This window comes from Acidovorax soli, from assembly GCF_014207955.1.
Lineage (GTDB): Bacteria > Pseudomonadota > Gammaproteobacteria > Burkholderiales > Burkholderiaceae_C > Acidovorax > Acidovorax soli_A.
The window spans coordinates 91,623-105,538 of sequence record NZ_JACHLK010000010.1; the positions used below are offsets into that span (position 1 = coordinate 91,623).

12 protein-coding genes and 1 tRNA gene are annotated in these 13,916 nt (G+C 69.9%); 3 read left to right on the plus strand and 10 right to left on the minus strand.

The features are described from left to right. Positions 1-564: 564 nt before the first annotated feature. The 7 genes from HNP48_RS22855 to HNP48_RS22885 all read right to left on the minus strand — a co-directional run bounded on the left by HNP48_RS22855 (position 565) and on the right by HNP48_RS22885 (position 7,870). Positions 565-1,230 carry a response regulator gene (locus HNP48_RS22855; RefSeq protein ID WP_184861424.1) on the minus strand — a complete coding sequence of 222 codons (666 nt, stop codon included), beginning with the start codon at positions 1,228-1,230 and terminating at the stop codon, positions 565-567. 42 nt (positions 1,231-1,272) lie between these two features. Continuing rightward, a complete protein-coding gene (locus tag HNP48_RS22860; RefSeq protein WP_184861426.1) occupies positions 1,273-2,298 on the minus strand; it encodes a tripartite tricarboxylate transporter substrate binding protein in 1,026 nt (341 codons plus the stop codon). Positions 2,299-2,426: 128 nt separating this feature from the next. Next, the gene (gene hpnE / locus HNP48_RS22865) at positions 2,427-3,740 is read right to left on the minus strand and encodes a hydroxysqualene dehydroxylase HpnE (RefSeq protein WP_184861428.1); all 1,314 of its coding nucleotides are present in this window, start codon (positions 3,738-3,740) and stop codon (positions 2,427-2,429) included. Beyond that, on the minus strand, positions 3,737-4,570 hold the full coding sequence (locus HNP48_RS22870; protein ID WP_184861430.1) for a hypothetical protein: 834 nt from the start codon (positions 4,568-4,570) through the stop codon (positions 3,737-3,739). Before HNP48_RS22870 ends, hpnE begins: the two co-directional genes overlap by 4 nt. Positions 4,571-4,590: 20 nt before the next feature. Then, a complete protein-coding gene (gene hpnD, locus HNP48_RS22875; RefSeq protein ID WP_184861665.1) occupies positions 4,591-5,430 on the minus strand; it encodes a presqualene diphosphate synthase HpnD in 840 nt (279 codons plus the stop codon). Between the two features lie 110 nt (positions 5,431-5,540). Then, on the minus strand, positions 5,541-6,854 hold the full coding sequence (locus HNP48_RS22880) for an HD-GYP domain-containing protein (protein WP_260420344.1): 1,314 nt from the start codon (positions 6,852-6,854) through the stop codon (positions 5,541-5,543). 119 nt (positions 6,855-6,973) lie between these two features. Further along, the gene (locus HNP48_RS22885) at positions 6,974-7,870 is read right to left on the minus strand and encodes an amino acid ABC transporter substrate-binding protein (RefSeq protein WP_260420345.1); all 897 of its coding nucleotides are present in this window, start codon (positions 7,868-7,870) and stop codon (positions 6,974-6,976) included. A gap of 213 nt (positions 7,871-8,083) precedes the next feature. Here HNP48_RS22885 and HNP48_RS22890 point away from each other — a divergent pair. From HNP48_RS22890 to HNP48_RS22900, 3 genes are all read left to right on the plus strand, one after another. Next, positions 8,084-8,155: transfer RNA gene (locus HNP48_RS22890), tRNA-Arg, on the plus strand. Positions 8,156-8,179: 24 nt separating this feature from the next. Next, a complete protein-coding gene (locus HNP48_RS22895; protein ID WP_184861432.1) occupies positions 8,180-10,600 on the plus strand; it encodes a hypothetical protein in 2,421 nt (806 codons plus the stop codon). Positions 10,601-10,673: 73 nt separating this feature from the next. Beyond that, positions 10,674-12,119 carry a PLP-dependent aminotransferase family protein gene (locus HNP48_RS22900; RefSeq protein WP_184861434.1) on the plus strand — a complete coding sequence of 482 codons (1,446 nt, stop codon included), beginning with the start codon at positions 10,674-10,676 and terminating at the stop codon, positions 12,117-12,119. A gap of 4 nt (positions 12,120-12,123) precedes the next feature. Here HNP48_RS22900 and HNP48_RS22905 read toward each other — a convergent pair whose 3' ends face one another. Genes HNP48_RS22905 through HNP48_RS22915 form a run of 3 tightly spaced genes read right to left on the minus strand, consistent with a single transcriptional unit; the run spans position 12,124 to position 13,769 of the window. Beyond that, the gene (locus HNP48_RS22905) at positions 12,124-12,585 is read right to left on the minus strand and encodes a carboxymuconolactone decarboxylase family protein (RefSeq protein WP_184861436.1); all 462 of its coding nucleotides are present in this window, start codon (positions 12,583-12,585) and stop codon (positions 12,124-12,126) included. A gap of 39 nt (positions 12,586-12,624) precedes the next feature. After that, on the minus strand, positions 12,625-13,263 hold the full coding sequence (locus tag HNP48_RS22910) for an FMN-dependent NADH-azoreductase (protein ID WP_184861438.1): 639 nt from the start codon (positions 13,261-13,263) through the stop codon (positions 12,625-12,627). Then, positions 13,260-13,769, minus strand: coding sequence for an N-acetyltransferase (locus tag HNP48_RS22915; RefSeq protein WP_184861440.1), 510 nt, complete (start codon positions 13,767-13,769; stop codon positions 13,260-13,262). The genes HNP48_RS22910 and HNP48_RS22915 overlap by 4 nt, the downstream gene beginning before the upstream one ends. Positions 13,770-13,916 lie beyond the last annotated feature (147 nt).

Here is a 13,916-nt window from a genome sequence, read left to right on the forward strand (position 1 = left end):
ACAGCTGCGGCAAGCTAGACGACGAAGTGCGTGTGTCCTTCGGCACACGCACCCACCCCAGCTCCTGCGCTTCTCGGCGCAGCCAGAAGGGGGGGGGAGCGGGTACCACCCGGCTGCTGCTTTCGCAGCTGCGCCGGGTGTCGGTTACGCGCTGCGCGCTGCCGACGCAACTGGCGCAATCGCCCTGGCGAGCCGAGCGCAGCGAAGGACCACAGGCCGAGCGAAGCAATGGCCCGTGTCGGTATCCACCCCCTTCTGACCGTGCCGAGAAGCGCAGGGCCTGGGGTGAGCGCGTGCCGAAGGACACGCGCCTCGTTGTCATGCTTGCCGCAGCTGTTTGAGCGGAGTTCGAAGAACGCAGCGAGTTCTGCGGCACACCCCAGGACCGAGCATCGCAGGCTGCCCCCTCGCCGCAGGCGAGGGGGACACGGGCAGCGGGGTCGCCTTTCTTTTGGGTACTTTTCTTTGGCGAAGCAAAGAACAAGTACCTCGGCCGCCGGGCCGAGACCCGGCCTCCGCCCTCAAGCAAAGCATGCAGCAACCATAGCCAACGAGCAGAAGCCATCACTCCTGCTCCAGCGCATACCCCAACCCCCGCAAGGTAGTGATCCTCACCCCACTCCCATCCAACCTCTTGCGAAGCCGATGCACAAACACCTCAACCGCCTCAGGATGCACATCCTCCTCATCCGAAAACACCCGGTCCAGAATCTGCTGCTTGGAAAACGGCTCCCCGCTGCGCTGCACCAGCACCCTGAGCACTGCCTGCTCCCGCGGCGACAGGGCCAGCGGCTCGCCGTGCAGCACGAACTGCTTGCGCGCCCCGTCGTACACCAGCGGCCCGCAGGCCAGGCGCGGGTGCTCGGTGCCGCGCGCGCGGCGCACCAGGGCGTGCAGGCGGGCCTCCAGCTCGGCCAGCTCGAAGGGCTTGGCCAGGAAGTCGTCGGCCCCGGCGTTGAGTGAGCGCACGCGCTCGTCGAGCGAGTCGCGCGCGGTCAGGATCAGTGCCGGCAGGCGCTGGTCGCGCTCGCGCAAGCGCTGCAGCACGGCGTGGCCGTCCAGGCCGGGCAGGCCCAGGTCGAGCACCAGGGCGTCGTGGTCGCGCTGCTGCAGCGCGCGGTCGGCCAGGCGGCCGTCGGTCACCCATTCGACCTGGATGCCGGCGTGCTCCAGCGCGCGGCTCAGCCAGGTGCCCAGAGTGTGTTCGTCTTCGGCCAGGAGGATGCGCATGGTGGTGGGCTGGATGCTATCCCGCCCCCGTGCCCGAAAGGGTCAATCCGGCTTCACTTTCGCGCGCAGCAGCACCTTTTTCCAGCGCGCCTGCTCGGCCGCGATGAACTGCGCGAACTGCGCGGGCGTGTCGCCGATGGCCTCGGCCGCGTCGGCGTTCAGGCGCTCCAGCGAGCCTTGCGACTTGACGGCCTTGGCGGTCTCGGCGGCCAGCTTGTCCAGGTGGGCGGGCGCCAGGTTGGCCGGGGCCAGCATGCCGTACCACTGCGTCATCTCGAAGCCCGGGAAGCCCTGCTCGGCCACGGTGCCCACGTCGGGCAACTGGGGCAGGCGCTTGGCCGAGCCGGTGGCGATGCAGCGCACCTTGCCCGACTTGATGAAGGGCAGGATGGCCGCCGCGCCCACGGCCGAGGCATCCACGCGGCCTGAGAGCAGGTCGGTCAGCATCGGGCCGGTGCCGCGGTAGGGCACGTGCAGCATGAACACGTCGGCCGTCATCTTCAGGTATTCGAAGGCCAGATGCCCTGCACTGCCGTTGCCGGCCGAGCCGTAGCTCAACTTGCCGGGCTTGCTCTTCACGTAGGCGATGAACTCGCGCAGGTTCTTGGCCGGCACATCGGGGTGCACCACGTACAGGCTGGGCACCTTGGCCAGCAGGCTCACGGGCTTGAAGTCCTTGTTCGGGTCGTAGGGCAGCTTGTCGAAGATGAAGGGGTTCACCGCCAGCGTGCCGATGTGGCCCAGGATCAGGGTGTGCTGGTCTTCCGCACGCGCCACTTCCGACATGGCGATGTTGCCGGCCGCGCCGGGCTTGTTGTCCACGAACACGCTCTGGCCCAGGGTCTTGGTCAGCTCGGCCGCGGTGGAACGCGCCACGATCTCCGAGCTGCCGCCGGGGGCAAAGGGCACGACGAAACGCACGGACTTGGAGGGCCAGGCGGCCTGCGCCTGGGCCATGCCGGGCATCAGGCCCGCGAGGGCGGCGGCGCCGCCGGCGGACAGCAACTGGCGGCGGCGTGCGTTCAGCGAAGAAAAAGCGGGGTCGTGGGGGGGAAGGAATGCATGCATGGGTTGTCTCCGTCAGAAGCGGCTCGAAAGGAAATAATGGCCTGCGCCAATGGTGGCGCGGGCCTGCTTTCGGAATGCTGTCAGTCGGCCCCCATCCTCAGCGTTTGGGGTGCTTGAATGCTCGGGGTTTACCCTGGGTTGGCGGCCAGTGCCGCTGCGGCCGTGCCGCAGAGCACGGCGCCTTCCAGCGTGGCGGGGTAGGGGCCGTCCACATAGTCGCCACAGGCCACCAGGCCGGGGGCCACCTGCATGCCGGGGCGCACGAGGGCGGGTGTGCAGGCAAAGGTGGCGCGCTTTTCCACCACGGTCTGCAGCGCCTGCAGGCCGGGCAGGCCCAGTTGCTCGCCGGCCTGGCGCAGCACCTGGTCCGTGACCACGGAGCGCTCGCCGGTGCTGGCACTCACCACGAAGGCCAGCACGCCGTGCAGGCCGTCGAGCTGCCCGCGGTCGAACACGAACTGGGCAGGGAGTTCGGCGCTGTTGCGCAGTGCCACCATGGGCTGCGGCAGGCGTACGCCAGGGCCGTGGGCGTATACCGTGGTGATGGCTTCAAAGCGCAGATTGTCAGCCGCGCTGCACCACTGCTGGCGCGCGGCATCGTGCGCAGCCGGCACCCCCGTGGCTGCTGCGACGAGGCGGCTGGCCTCCCAGGGCGGGCAGGCCAGGGTGATGTGGTCATAGAGGCCGGGGAAGTCTGTGCCCTGCAATTCCCAGCGCCCGTCGGCCTGCTGCGCGATGCCTTGCACGCGCTGGCCGGTGTGCACAGTGCCCTGGTGTTGCGCGGCCAGCCAGCGTGCCGCCGCCTCGGGGAACAAGGCGCCCAGGTTCACGCGCGGCAGCAGCAGGTTCGATCCGCCCCGGCCGCTGAACAGGCTGTCCTGCAGCACGCGCAGGAAGACCTGGCCGCTGGCTTCGTGGGCCGGGGTGTTCAGGGCCGATACGCACAGCGGGTCGATGAACTCGGCCACCAGCCGCTGCGGCAGACCGGTGCACAGCTGCGCGACCGAGGTCGTGGGCGCGCAGCGGAAGCCGCCCAACTGCCAGCCGCTGGCCGCACGCAGCAGGGCCAGCTTGTCGCGCCAGCCCCAGCCGCGTGCGCGCGCAATGCCCAGCACGGCGTCGAAGGGCGGAGCCAGGTCGGGCAGGGCCAGGCCCGTGCCGTCGGGGAACTGCAGCGTCAGGGGCAGGCGCAGCAGTGCTGTCTCGGCGTCCACACCCACCAGGCGCATCAGGCGCAGGCTTTCGGTGTAGGCACCGATGAGGATGTGCTGGCCGTTGTCCAGCGTGGCCGCCGTGCCGTCGGGCAAGCTGGCCTGTACGGCGCGGGCACGGCCGCCCACGGTGCGCGCGGACTCCAGCACGGTGACGGCATGGCCCGCCTGTGCGTGGGCGATGGCTGCGGCCATGCCGGCCCAGCCGGCGCCGATGACCGCGACCTTCATGTGGCCGCGGGCCGGGGCTTGGCGGGGGCGGCCGTGGAGCTGGTCGCCGCGGCCTTGCAGGCGGCCTGCACGTCGGCGGGCGCGGTGCGCAGCACGGCGGGGTCGGCGCAGCGCTCGCGCAATTCCTTCTGCGCCGCGCGGTGGCCGGCCGATGCGGCATGCGCCAGCAGGCGCAGCCCGGCCAGGCTCATCTCGGCGGCGGCCGATGGGGAGAGCGGGGTTGCGGCAGGCGCTGGCTGCGCCGTGGCACCGGCCTTGACCGGCACGGGCACGGGCACGGGCGGGGCAGGCTGCGGCAGCGTCCTGGCGCCGTGCACCTGGGGCATGCGCTCGATCACGCTGAAATCGCCGGTCTTGCCCGCTTGCGCCACCATGCGCTGGTACAGGCCCATCATGGCGGCCGTGTCGCTGCCCGTGAGGCTGGCAGCGGGCTTGGCCAGGTACACGGCCACCTCGGGCGGCAGCGCGGCATTGACGGCGCTGAACCCGTGCGCTGCGCCGCCAGCGGCGTCGGCTGTGCCGGCCGCCTTGCCGCCGGCACGGGCCGCGTCATCGGCCAGCGTGGCGGCCCCGGCACCTGCGGCGGCGGCTTTTCCGGCCGTGCCCGCAGCGGTGGCCGCTTCGCCGGCAGCACCAGCGGCCCCGGCCGCACCCGCAGCCCCTGCCGCCTTGCCCGCGGTACCGCCCGCCGCCTTGCCAGCACCGCTGGCGGCCTTGCCGAGCAGGCCCCAGAAGGCCTGCGCGGGGAGGGGCAGCGCGCAGGCGCCCAGGGCGAATGCCAGCAGGGCGGCGCCGGCCAGGTGGGTGCGGGTGGGGGCGTGGCGGTTCATGGCGGCTTTCCGTGGGGGGACTACATGCGGCCCAGTGCCTGCACCTTCCAGGCCAGCCAGAACTTGCGCAGCGGCGTCAGGCGGATGCGCTGGTGCAGCACCTGGAAGTTGTCGCGCTCGATCTCGCGCAGCAGGGTGCGGTAGATGCTGGCCATCATCAGCCCGGGCTTTTGCGCGCGGCGGTCGGCGTCGGGCAGCAGGGCCAGGGCCTCGTCGTAGGTGCGGTGGGCGCGTTCGGCCTGGAACTTCATCAGCGCGGTGAAGCGGTCCGAATACTGGCGCTTCAAGATCTCGTGCGCCTTCACGTCGAACTGCTGCAGTTCGGCCACGGGCAGGTAGATGCGGCCCATCATGGCGTCCTCGCCCACGTCGCGGATGATGTTGGTCAGCTGGAAGGCGCGGCCCAGGGTGTGGGCGTACTGCGTGGTGCGCTCGTCCGTCTGGCCGAAGATGCGCGCCGTGACCTCGCCCACGATGCCCGCCACCAGGTGGCAGTACTGGGTAAGGCCGGCAAAATCCAGGTAGCGCGTCTGCTCCAGGTCCATCTGGCAGCCATCGATCACAGCCTGCAGGTGGCGCTGCTCGATGCCGTAGTCGGCCGCGAGCGGCATCAGCGCCTGCATCACGGGGTGGGTGGGCTGGCCGGCATAGGCCTTGGCCACCTCGGCCTGCCACCAGGCCAGCTTGGTGCGCGCCACGCCCGGGTCGCTCACCTCGTCAACCACGTCGTCCACCTCCCGGCAGAACGCATAGAAGGCCGTGATGGCCGCGCGCCGTGGCGCCGGCAGGAACAGGAAGGCGTAATAGAAGCTGCTTCCGGAGGCGACGGCTTTTTGTTGTACGTACTGCTGCGGTGTCATGGGGGGCGATTGTCCCATGCCTGGGGCTCCGCCCGGTGGCGGGCGGGATTTGGCCGCCGGGCAGTCAGCAGCCTGTCACAAAGGACGGGCAGCTATGCTTTTGATACCGCCTACAGCCGCTCGTTCGCCCAGTCGCACCAGTTGGCCACGGCCGCATCGCCCGGCGTGGCGCGCTTGCCCAGTTCGGGCCAGCGGCGGTGGCAGGCGTTGAGCACGCTTTGCAGCTGGAAGATCGCCTCGCGCCCCACCAGGGCCACTTCGGCCAGGCCCACGGCATCGCCCTGCAGCTGGGCCATCAGGTCGGCCTGGTGCTGCGGGTGCGAGCCGGCTTCGACCAGGGCCTTCTGCAGCGCCATCAGCCGGGCTTCGGTGAACGCGAAGGCGCTGCCGGGGGGCATGGCCTTGAGCATGGCTGGGGGCAGCGAGGCCTTGAGCTCGTCCCATTTCATGAAGGCATCGGCCAGCAGCTCGGCCTGGCGCGGGGCGTCGTTGCCCAGCGGCATCAGGGCCGACTCGCGCGCCACCTCTTCCTGCAGCAGTGGAAGCACATGGGCCACCAGGGTGGCGGGGAACTTGCGGTGGTTCAGGCGCAGCACCAGCGACAGGCGCTGTGCCGGCATGTCGCTGTACTTTTCGAAGAAGGCGGCCACCACCTCGGCCAGCATCAGGATGCGGCCCATGGACGAGATGCCCGCGCCCGCGAGGCCGCGCGGGTAGCCCGTGCCGTCCATGCGCTCGTGGTGCTCCAGCACCGCGTCGGCCACGGCCGGGGGGTAGGCCTTGCTGTCGCGCACCATCAGCATGGAGGTGATGGGGTGGGCCACCAGGTGCTTGCGCTGCACGCCCACCACCTTGAAGTCGGGGTCGTTCCAGGCCGGGTCCATGTGCAGCACGCCCAGGTCGTGCAGCAGGGCCGCGGCCGCCAGTGCGCCCAGGTCGCGCTCGGCGGTCTTGAGGCCCAGGAACACCGACACCATCATCATGCGCACGCTGTGCAGGTAGAGCGCGGGGCGCTTGTCGCGCATCACCGTGAGCTTGCAGGCAATCGGCATGGGCAGGGCGACGGCGCGCAGCGGTGCCAGCAGCCGGGCCCCCGAGCCGATGGCCTCGGAGAGCAGGCTGCACAGGACATCCTGCTCGGCCAGGTCCTGCCCGGTGGCCACCAGGGCTTCCGCGTTCACAGGGTTTTCCACCGACAGGTGGCTGTCGATGGGTTCTCGCAGCTTGTGCTGCACCAGCCGGTCGTACAGGCGGCTGTCGATGCGTGCGCCCTTTTCCACCAGCTTGATGCCGTTGTCGGTGTAGATGGCCGCGCCAGCCACCACCGTGCGCTCATCGGCCATGTCCGTCAGCGCGCGCAGGTAGTGGGGGCTGTCGCCCGCGTCCACACCGTCCGGCAAAGATGCGTCTGTCGTGCTCGTCATTCGATAGTTACAAATTATTGCTATCGACTATAAAGCGACCCAGGCCCGCCGCGCCCTGAATTTTGGCCGGTTGTCAGGAAGTGAAAGGAGGCTTGACCTGCATCAAGCCGTGAGGCCGCTCAGAAAGCGATCTGTTCCACCCCGATGTCGCTGGGCCGGCGCAGGGCTTCCTTCATGAAGATGCTCATCGGCAGCGTGCCCTGCTCGGCGCTGAACCACTTCTTGTACAGCGTCGTCATCTCTCCGCCCTGGATCATGCGGCGCGTGACGCGGTCCACCAGTTCCTTGAACTTGGGGTCGTCGCGGCGCAGTCCGATACTGTAGGGCTCCACCGAAAGGCGCTTTTCCAGGAAGACGTAGTCGTCCATGGACTTGCCCAGGCGCGTGAGCGGGATCCAGATGCCGGCGTCGTCGGCAAAGGCCGCATCGGCCTGGCCCTTGGCCAGGGCGTTCACGGCGTCCAGGGTGCTCTCCACCGGCACATACTCGAACTTGCGGTTGAAGGTGCGCTCGTTGGCCTTGAGCAGGTTTTCGTTGGTGGTCTTGCCCTGCACGGCGATCTTCTTGTTCTGCAGGTCGTCCAGCGTCTTGATGCCCGAGTTCTTGCGTACCAGGAAGGCCGAGGACGCCACGAAGATGTGGTGGCTGAAGGAAATCTCCTTTTGCCGCGCCGCCGTGTTGGCCGTGCCGCCGCACTCCAGGTCCACCACGTTGTCCTTCACGTCGCTGATGCGGTTCTTGCCGTCCACCAGCAGGTACTTGAGCTTGAGGTCCGGGCGCTTGAGCTCCTTCTTGATCTCTTCATAAATCTGCAGGCAGATGTCCACCGTGTAGCCCTGCACCTTGCCGCTGGTGGCGTCCTTGTACGAGAAGGGCAGCGATTTCTCACGGTGCCCCAGGCGCAGCTCGCCGGCGCTGGCAATGCGCGCCAGCGTGTCTTCGGCCCAGACGGGCGCATTGGCCAGCAACAGCGCCGCCATCAGCGCCCCATGGCGCAGCATCGAAACAGATTTCATGGAAAGAAGAGAAGAAAAGGAACCAGGCGGATACCCGATGAAAAAGCGCCAGGGAACCTTGTGGGCCGGCAGGCGGTGGGCGGATTGTGAGGCGGCTGTGGCCGCTTTGCCACTTTCTCGCCCTGGGAGCGTCGGCATTCCGCCACATTGGGGGGGGCCGGATCGCCCATGGCCCTGTGATAAAAAGGCAAGCGATTGCATACCGCCGATGGTTCCGGGGTAGTTCATCGGCAGAACGCTTGGCTCCGGACCGAGAGGGAGCTGGTTCGACTCCAGCCCCCGGATCCCGCCACACCACCCTCCACCGGAATGACACCAGAGCACCAGGGGCCGCCCGGCGCCGAACCACCTGCCGTCGGTACCGGTTACGCCACGGCGCAACTGGCCCGCGCCTTGTCGCGCGCCCAGCGCGAAACCGACCCGTCAGCCCAGCTGCAGGCCCAGGGGCATGTGGAGCGCTGGACAGCCGCGCTGCTGGGCCAGGTCGCGGGCACCCTGCAGCCAGGCGAGCGCACCCCTGTCAAGGACATGCCTGCCTGGGCCACGCCCGAGGTGGTGCGCGGCGGCTTCGTTACCGGCGCCGTGCTTTCCGGCGGACCGTTGCAGCCCCATGAGCATGGCTTGCTGAAGGCGTTGGGCATGCAACCCGCCACCGACGCCGGTGCGCGTGAGGCCCTGAACGCGTGGTTCCTCACCGAGCCGGGCCAGGCACGCCTTGGACAATGGCTGCAATCGGGCTGCTATGCCGTCGACGTGCCCGAGGAGGGCGCGTTGCTCGCCGTGGCGCAGTTGCTGCGGCAAGGGCACGGGGATGCGGCGCGCCAGGTGGTGGATGCGCTGGCGCCGTACTTCAGCCGCCTGCGCTTTTTTCCCCGCCCGGTGGCCACGGTGCCGCCTGCCCAAGGCCGGCGTGTGCATCTGCAGGACGCGGGCACGACGGTGAGGCAGCTGCAGGACACGCCTGCCAATCCGCGGGTGGATCGGCAAAAGGAATCCGTCACCGTCTGGACACCGCTGTACGACGAAGTGGTGGCGCTCTTTCTGGACACCGTGGTGGGCGATCCGCCCCGCGCGCGGCGCCAGGCCGATGGGGGCTGGCAGCGCACACCTGCCGGTGGCTTTGTCATCGATGGCGGCTGGCCCGCAGAGCACTACCCCGAGGGGTGGGAGGTGCGAGCCCACGCGCTGCTGCAGCGCTTCGAGCAGTTGCAGCAGCAGCACACGCTGTGCAGCCGCCCGCACCGCAGCAAGACCAGCCTGGGCTTGCTGCTGGTGCTGCTGGCCCAGCGCCTGCGCACCCCCGAGCGCTTTTCGCGCCGCGAGGCCGGGCGTGTGCGCCTGGTGCTGGCGCGCTACGTGGCCACCCATGGCGTGCCGGCCTCGGAATCCTGCCAGCGCCAGCGTGCATTGCAGTGGGGCCACGCCAATGCGCCCAGCCATCGCCAGATCGCCCGGCAGGTGGCTGCGCGCCTGCGTGCCCACCCCGCGGATGAGGGCCTGGAAGACACGGACGGTGTGCTCTTGCCGGTGCAGCCGGAAGAGACCTGGGCCAGTGGCCTGCCGGAGGGTACCCTCGTGTCTGCGTCGGTGCGCAGGAAGGTGCAACGCTGCCTGGCGGCGACGCTGCAGGAGCTGGTGCGCCTTGGCGTCGTCACTTCGGCCGAAGTGTTGGCCACCTTGCTGCCGCAGATCACGGCGCGCCTGCGTTCAGAGGGCATGGTCGACGAAGCCTGCGGCCGGCTCTACGCGGCGATCTATGCGGCGTTTCGCCAGCGGCGCTCCCTGCTGCTGCTCAACCTCGCGCGGCAGGTGCAACTGGAGGAGTTGCCCTGGCTGGCGGCACTTGACCGGCATTCCCGCCGCAAGGCAGATGCCCCTGGCGCAACGGACCCTGCTGCGCTCCAGGTACTGCGCGAGGTGGTGGTGCTGTCGCTGACGGCGTTTCCCTTTGCCATCCTGCCCAACAAGCTGGTGCGAGAGCTGGATGCCCTGGCCCGCACCGCCGGCTTGGGGGACATGCCCTTGACCGAGGAGGTGGCTGCCGAGATCTTCATGGGCCGCTTTTCTGCCAAGTACGCCAGCGCCGCGTTGCAAGCCTGGCGCGTGGTGCAAGGCACCATCTATGCGCGCTACTACGGTATCGAGCTCGATGCCGAGCTGGTCACCTCCAGCTGGCTTGGCCGTTTGAAAACGGGCAAGGTGCAGCGGCCTTCCCTGGAGGAGCAGTTTTCGGACCTTTGCACCCGGCGTGCGGGCGCGGCGCCTGGCAAGGGGTTCAGCGTGGCCCGCAACGGCACCATCATCGAGCAGCAGCAGGTGCTCACCACCCACAACCTGGCGGTGCTGGTGGGGCAGCTGGGTCTGCAGCAGCCGATGGCCGCGCACCTCATGCCCATGGCGCAGGAGTGCTTTGCCTGGGCCTTGCAGCGGCTGCAGGTGCGGGTGCATGCATCGGACTGGCACAGCCGCCTGGTGCACACCAAGAACGCGGCCTATGCCTGGCGGCAGATGGTGTTCTTTCTGGCCATGTTGGAGCCATTGGGACGCAAGGGTGAAGCGGTCGAGGACTTCTTGCGCTGGGCCCACGAGCAACTGGCGGCCCAGCCCCAGGCTTTTGCGGTGCGGCTGCGTCCCGCCCTGGTGGGGCTGGCGCAAGCTGCGTCGGGCCCCGTGCGCGAGGATGGGCGAGTCTTTCTGGGCTGGGCCCAGGGCGCACACTGGCTGGGGTGAAGCCCGGTCGCTGGCATGATCAACGGCCAGCCGTTGCCACAGTGCCCTTGCCTGGCGTGCGCGCCCCCGCTCCATGACCCTGTCCCGCCCCGTTTCTGCCCCACCCGCGTCTGCCCTGCACCTGGCGGTGGACCGCAGCGCGCGTGAGCCGGTCACCGAGCAGATCCGCAAGGCCTTGCAGGCCGCCATTGCCCAGGGGCGGCTGGCGCCGGGCGCGCGCCTGCCGTCCTGGCGCGACCTGGCCTCGCAGCTGGGCGTGGCGCGCGGCACGGTGCGTGCGGCCTACGAGGCATTGATCGATGCACAGCTCATCGTGGCCCTGGGCGCGGCGGGCACCTTCGTGGGGCGCCATGGGGTGGCTGCCCCGCCACCTGGGGCGGTGGCCCCTGCGGCCACCGTGCTGCGCGACCCGGTGGCCAACTACCCGCGCAGCGTGAGCGGCGTGTTCCAGATGGGCGTGCCCGCGCAGGACGCCTTTCCGGCCAAGGTCTGGGAGCGCACCGTGGCCCGCGCCGCCCGGGAATCGGCCCATGCCCCGCTGCGCTACCCCGACCCGCGCGGCGAGGCGCTGTTGCGCGCGGCCATCGCCGCCTACCTGGCGGTGGCACGCGGCATGGCCTGCAGCGCGGCGCAGGTGTACATCACCAGCGGGCATACGGCGGCCATTGCCCTGGCGGTGCAGGCCCTGGGCCTGCGCGGCCAGGCCTGGAGCGAAGACCCTGGCTACCCGCTCACGCGCCGCACGCTGGCGGCCCTGGGCCTGGCCTGCGTGCCGGTGCCGGTGGATGCACAGGGCCTGGATGTGGCGGCCGGCATGGCCGTTGCGCCCCGGGCGGCGCTGGCCGTGGTGACGCCGGGGCAGCAGGCGCCGCTCGGGGCTGCGCTGTCGGTGGAGCGCCGGCAGGCCCTGCTCGGCTGGGCTGTGCAGGCCGGCGCCTGGGTGCTGGAGGACGATTACCTGGGCGAGCTGCAGCTGCCGCCCGGCCGGGCCCTGCCGGCGCTGGCTGCGCAAGATGCTGGTGGGCGTGTGCTGCACATGGGCACCTTCAGCAAGACCATCAACCCGTCGCTGCGCCTGGGCTTTCTGGTGGTGCCGGCCGCCCAGGTGGCGCGCTTCGATGAAGCAGCGGCGCTGTTCGGCTCGGCGCCCGGGCCGCTGCTGCAGAACGCGGTGGCGCAGTTCCTGCAGGGCGGCCACCTGTTGCGCCACCTGCGCCGCATGAAGCAGCTCTATGCCGGGCGGCGCGATGCCATCCTCGGCAGCCTGCGGGCCGAGGGGGCGACCTGCCGCGCGGCGGGGCTCGCGGTGCTGCTGCGCCTGCCGCCGGGCCTGGACGATGTGGCGCTGGCCCTGCAGGCGCGCCAGCACGGCCTGGCGCCGGTGCCGCTGTCGCCCTGGTATGCCGACCCGCAGCCCCACCACGCCGGCCTGGTGCTGGGCGTGGCCAATGTGCCCGAGGGCGAGGCCGCAGCGCACTGCCGGCAGCTGTTGGGCTTGGTTGGGGACCGCCGGCCCTGATGGCTCAGGCGGCCACTGCAGCCGCCGCCTGCGGCACCAGGCGCATGCCCACGCCCAGGCGGTTGAAGGCGCTCATGAGGCAGATGGCCATGCTCAGGTCCACCACTTCGCGCTCGTTGAAGACGCGGGAGACGGCGGCGAAGTCTTCGTCGGGCGCGCCCGTCTGGTCCACGCGCACCAGCACCTCGGCCCAGGCCAGCGCGGCGCTCTCGCGGGCGTCGAACAGCGCGCTGGCTTCGCGCCATACCGGCACCAGCACGAGCTTGTCGATGCTGACGCCGTGCTTGAGCAGGTCGCGCGAATGCATGTCGATGCAGTAGGCACAGCCGTTGATCTGCGACACGCGCAGGTAGACCAGGTCGATCAACACGGTGGGCAGCCCGCACTGCGATACATAGGCGCTGGCGGCATAGAAGCCTTTGGCGGCGTTGGGGGCGATCTTGGAATGGTCAAGGCGTTGGGTCATGGAGATTCCTGAAGGAAGAAGAGGAAGAAAAAAGGCGGGTCAGGCAGGCAACGCGTTGGCGCCCTGGGGGGCCAGCACGGCATCCAGCGCTGCCGTGGCCTCGCTCCAGGCCTGCGCCACGCGCTCGGGGTCGAAGACCAGGCCCTGCAGGGGAAAGAAGTGCAGCGTGTGCAGGCCCATGGTGTTGAACGCCGCCTGCAGGTAGGGCGTCACGAAGTCGGGCTGGTTGGTGCGTGCGCCGGTGTAGAAGCCACCGGAGGCCACGGCGATGTACACCGGGCGGTCGCGCAGCAGGCCGCGCTTGCCCTCGGGCGACGGCGCAAAGGTCTGGTGGATGCGCAACACATGGTCGATCCAGGCCTTCAGGCACGAGGGAATCGTGTAGTTGTGCATGGGCAGGCCGATCACGACGGCATCGGCAGCGTTCAGTTCAGTGATCAACTGCTCTGACCGGGCCAGAGTGTCCAGGGCGCTGGCATCGCGATCCCCCGGTGGCCGGCCCGCCAGCGCATGGGCGTAGGCGCTGTCCACATGCGGCAGCGGGGCCCGGGCCAGGTCGCGCAGGGTGACCTCGGCCGGTTGCAGGCGCTCCACGATGCGGCCGGAGAAGCGCGTGCTCTGCGATGCCTCGGCCCGTGCGCTGCAGGTGAGGTGCAGGATGCGTGCGCCTGCGCTCATGCGGCAGCCTTTCCCAGCGGGCGGCCGAAGCGCAGGGCCTGTGTCAGCAGCCCCTGGCGGAAGTAAAAGCGCTGGGCCAGCGCATTGGACAGGCCGGTGTCCAGCACCAGGCAGGTGCAGCCCTCCTGCTCGCCAATGCGCGCCATGGCGTCCATCAGCGCCTGGCCCCAGCGTGCGCCGCGCGCCGTGTCCAGCGTGACCAGGTCGTCCACGTACAGATAGCGTCCGTAGACCAGGTTCTCTGCCAGGCGGTAGCCGCCCAGCGCCACGGCGGTGTGGCGGTCCTGCCATGCGGCCAGGATGCGGTAGCGGTCGGCGCGCATGCGGTGCACGCGTGCGATGAAATCCTCGGCATTCGGCAGCCGGGGTCGCAACTGCTGCACCACGGGCCAGCAGGCCAGCAGGTCGGCGTCGCTGTCGGCATGGTGCAGCGCCGGGCCGAGGGATGTCTCGCCGGCCTCAGGCGGTGCCAGGCGGCTCGGGGGAGGGGGTGTGTGAAGGTCCATGGGGTGGACTGTAGGCAGGCACCCGGGCCGGCGGTAGCACCAAGAATTGGCGTTGGGCATGGACCATGCGGGCCTGCCACCCGTCTGCGCGGCGCTGCTGGCCGGCCCTTCTTGTGGTGTGGCGGCACCAGGTGCAGACCCCTGCTT

What these genes read in the sequence shown, in the direction of transcription:
- HNP48_RS22855 (WP_184861424.1), bottom strand. Translation starts at nt 1,230, where the DNA reads ATGCGCATCCTCCTGGCCGAAGACGAACACACTCTGGGCACCTGGCTG.
- HNP48_RS22860 (WP_184861426.1), bottom strand. Translation starts at nt 2,298, where the DNA reads ATGCATGCATTCCTTCCCCCCCACGACCCCGCTTTTTCTTCGCTGAAC.
- hpnE (WP_184861428.1), bottom strand. Translation starts at nt 3,740, where the DNA reads ATGAAGGTCGCGGTCATCGGCGCCGGCTGGGCCGGCATGGCCGCAGCC.
- HNP48_RS22870 (WP_184861430.1), bottom strand. Translation starts at nt 4,570, where the DNA reads ATGAACCGCCACGCCCCCACCCGCACCCACCTGGCCGGCGCCGCCCTG.
- hpnD (WP_184861665.1), bottom strand. Translation starts at nt 5,430, where the DNA reads ATGACACCGCAGCAGTACGTACAACAAAAAGCCGTCGCCTCCGGAAGC.
- HNP48_RS22880 (WP_260420344.1), bottom strand. Translation starts at nt 6,854, where the DNA reads ATGACGAGCACGACAGACGCATCTTTGCCGGACGGTGTGGACGCGGGC.
- HNP48_RS22885 (WP_260420345.1), bottom strand. Translation starts at nt 7,870, where the DNA reads ATGAAATCTGTTTCGATGCTGCGCCATGGGGCGCTGATGGCGGCGCTG.
- HNP48_RS22895 (WP_184861432.1), top strand. Translation starts at nt 8,180, where the DNA reads ATGACACCAGAGCACCAGGGGCCGCCCGGCGCCGAACCACCTGCCGTC.
- HNP48_RS22900 (WP_184861434.1), top strand. Translation starts at nt 10,674, where the DNA reads ATGACCCTGTCCCGCCCCGTTTCTGCCCCACCCGCGTCTGCCCTGCAC.
- HNP48_RS22905 (WP_184861436.1), bottom strand. Translation starts at nt 12,585, where the DNA reads ATGACCCAACGCCTTGACCATTCCAAGATCGCCCCCAACGCCGCCAAA.
- HNP48_RS22910 (WP_184861438.1), bottom strand. Translation starts at nt 13,263, where the DNA reads ATGAGCGCAGGCGCACGCATCCTGCACCTCACCTGCAGCGCACGGGCC.
- HNP48_RS22915 (WP_184861440.1), bottom strand. Translation starts at nt 13,769, where the DNA reads ATGGACCTTCACACACCCCCTCCCCCGAGCCGCCTGGCACCGCCTGAG.